The sequence below is a fragment of the Bradyrhizobium sp. genome, from assembly GCF_049586575.1.
Lineage (GTDB): Bacteria > Pseudomonadota > Alphaproteobacteria > Rhizobiales > Xanthobacteraceae > Bradyrhizobium.
The window spans coordinates 1-2,747 of record NZ_JBAVCF010000226.1; the positions used below are offsets into that span (position 1 = coordinate 1).

Below are 2,747 nucleotides of genomic sequence, written 5' to 3' on the forward strand. Positions count from 1 at the left end.
GCAACTGAGGCACAACTTCATTGATACGAATTCGTCACGGCTCGGATCAGAAAGAACCTGATCGGCAAGAACCTTGATGTAAGTCAAAGGTTGCTCTGCAGCACGGGGCTTTGATGCTCATCAGGCAGGGAGCGCCATGTCTTATGCAACGTTGATGGTTTACGTCAATGTCGATCATGCTTCGAGAGCGCTTGTCAGCGTGTCGGCGGACCTCGCAGACAGATTCTCGGCAAAGCTGATTGGGTTATCCTCTCTTGCGGTTGTGCCGCCAGTTGTGGCTGAAGGAGTGGTGGTCGTTGACCACGCGTCCGAACTTGAACTTGCGCAAATGAGGAAGAGCCTCGCTGAGACCGGTGAAAAATTCCGTGCAGCTGCCGGAGTCGTACGCGACACGGAGTGGCGATCCGCGCTTGAAATCCCGACCGACGCATTAATCCGTGAATCGAGATGTGCTGATTTGATCGTGATCCAGAAGAGTGGACCCCCGATAGATTTCTACAGGGCGGCCGATCCCGGAACGGCAATCATGGGGACGGGACGCCCCTTCCTCGTTGTACCTGGCGGGCTCAAAACTCTTGCGGCGGAGCACATTCTGATCGGATGGAAGGACACGCGCGAAGCACGTCGGGCGGTCTGGGACGCGCTGCCCTTCCTACGTCAGGCGAAGCGCGTTATAGTCATTGAGATCTGCGAGGGCGATCAAAAAGAAGCCGCGCACCATCAGGTCAATGATGTCGTGCTCTACTTGGCGCGCCACAAAGTGAGGGCCGAAGGTCGCGTCGAAACGCGGCTAATGGGTCCTGGTGCCGCTCAGATTATGGGGTTCGCGGAGGACGAAGGGGCTGACCTGCTTGTAACCGGAGCGTACGGTCACAGCCGGCTCAACGAATGGATCTTCGGTGGAATGACCCAAGATCTGCTGATCTCGACCACGATCTGCTGTCTTATGTCTCACTGAAGGTCGTTATGTCGCGAAATCACGGTAGCTGTAGCTTTTACTCTCGGCTCGCCTCCTGAGTGTCGCTTGTTGTACTGGGCGGAATTCCGAATTCCTGGAGTGTACGCAGGAAGGTTATGGCGTCTTCGCGGCTCAACATTCCGACGATCTGTTGAGCCCGAACAACGGGCATTTGGTTTACTCCGTTCCGATCCATACTCTGGAGGGCGGACCATAGTTCCGCGTCGGGATCGAGGCATTTTAGCTGTTCAAAGGGAAGCATAACCTCGGTGGCGCTTGTTGTTGCCCATTTTTGTCGTGGCACTTCTTTGACTTGATGCAAGGTTATCATACCAAGGATCTGTTCTCCTCGATTTACGATGAAATAACGTTGTCCGCTGCCAAGGACCTGCTCGTCGACTAATTGCTGGAGCATCCGATTCTCCGGGACGATGGCATAACGCGTACTCATGGCTTGCGCGACGCGGTAGCCAGTCAGCAGGCCGCGAAACGTAACCTGCTGTATCTGGACGGATGCAGCATTGTCGAGGAACCAGCCTATGAGCGCAATCCAAAGGCCGCCACCAAGGTTGCCGGTGAACATTTGGAACGTGCCTGTAAAAATAAACAGTAAGGCAAATAACCGGCCGACGTTTGCGGCGATCACGGTCGACCGAGTCATATTCCCGGTGATTGCCCACACAATGGCTCGGAAGACTCGGCCACCGTCCAGCGGATAGCCGGGTATCAAGTTGAACAGCACCAGCGCCGTATTGATGTAGGCCAGGTATTTGGTCAGGCCCAGCAGCGGCTCCACGCCGGAAACCGCCGGTTGTAACGCATAGAAGAAGACTGCGAGCCCGAGACTTACAATCGGGCCTCCAATTGCAACTAACAGCTCGGCGATGGCGCTGGGCGGCTCGGCCGCGAGCTCAGCGACGCCTCCGAAGAGGAAAAGCGTGATACTGCGCACCGGAATTTTGTACCGCAGCGCTATCACCGAGTGCCCGAGTTCATGAAGTAACACGCTGACAAAGAGCATAATGGCCGTCGCCGCACCCGTTAGCCAGTAGGTCAACGGTGACCAATTCTTGAATTCATCGGGATAGTAGCTACCCGCGAGCATCCAGGTGAGCAGCGCGAAAATCACAAACCAGGAGTAGTCCAGACCGATCTGAATCCCGAGAATCTTGCCTAGGGGAATGTTATGTCGATTCATCCGAGTTCTCTTACTCATGCCCGCCAGCAGCGCCAGGCGCAGTCCTGATCCAGGTCCTTTATCCCGCGTTGATTCATGTCAAGACGATTTGAGAATTCTTGGCTTTAGTGATCGCGAGGACCACCTATGCGGCGGTTCGTAGGCTAGGCGGTGACTTGGGCTCCCGGCCGATCTTGTTTGCGAGTGCGTCGATTTTTTAACACACCGCGCCCTGCACGGGCGCTCGATTGAGGCGAGTATGTGATGGCCAAACGAAACAAACGTGCATCAGCGCTGAAAACAACAGCGTCTAGAACGGGCGCCAAGAAAACGAAGACGTCAAAGAAGCAACCGGCCAAGCGCCCACTCAACACCAAAGCAAGACGGCGGAAGACAAGCGCCAAGTCGGGGCGTTCGGCCGCAAAACCGGCTACGAAGAGGTCGGCTCCAAGGCGACGGGGAACGTCGACCCGACGAGAGACACCGCAGCCCGAAATGAAAATTGGCGAAATTGCGCAGACCGAAACGACGATTGTCGACGTAATCGAGGAGCCGGTTCCGGGTGTATTCGTCGTGACGGAATTCGTTGAAAGGAACGCCGTACCCGACCCA

2 protein-coding genes are annotated in these 2,747 nt (G+C 55.8%); one reads left to right on the plus strand and one right to left on the minus strand.

The annotated features are described in order from the left end of the window. The first annotated feature begins 136 nt into the window (after positions 1-136). Complete coding sequence (locus WB528_RS08720; protein ID WP_423888020.1) at positions 137-958, plus strand: universal stress protein; 822 nt, start codon at positions 137-139, stop codon at positions 956-958. 37 nt (positions 959-995) lie between these two features. Here WB528_RS08720 and WB528_RS08725 read toward each other — a convergent pair whose 3' ends face one another. Then, a complete protein-coding gene (locus tag WB528_RS08725; RefSeq protein WP_423888021.1) occupies positions 996-2,156 on the minus strand; it encodes a site-2 protease family protein in 1,161 nt (386 codons plus the stop codon). Positions 2,157-2,747 lie beyond the last annotated feature (591 nt).

What these genes read in the sequence shown, in the direction of transcription:
- WB528_RS08725 (WP_423888021.1), bottom strand. Translation starts at nt 2,156, where the DNA reads ATGAATCGACATAACATTCCCCTAGGCAAGATTCTCGGGATTCAGATC.
- WB528_RS08720 (WP_423888020.1), top strand. Translation starts at nt 137, where the DNA reads ATGTCTTATGCAACGTTGATGGTTTACGTCAATGTCGATCATGCTTCG.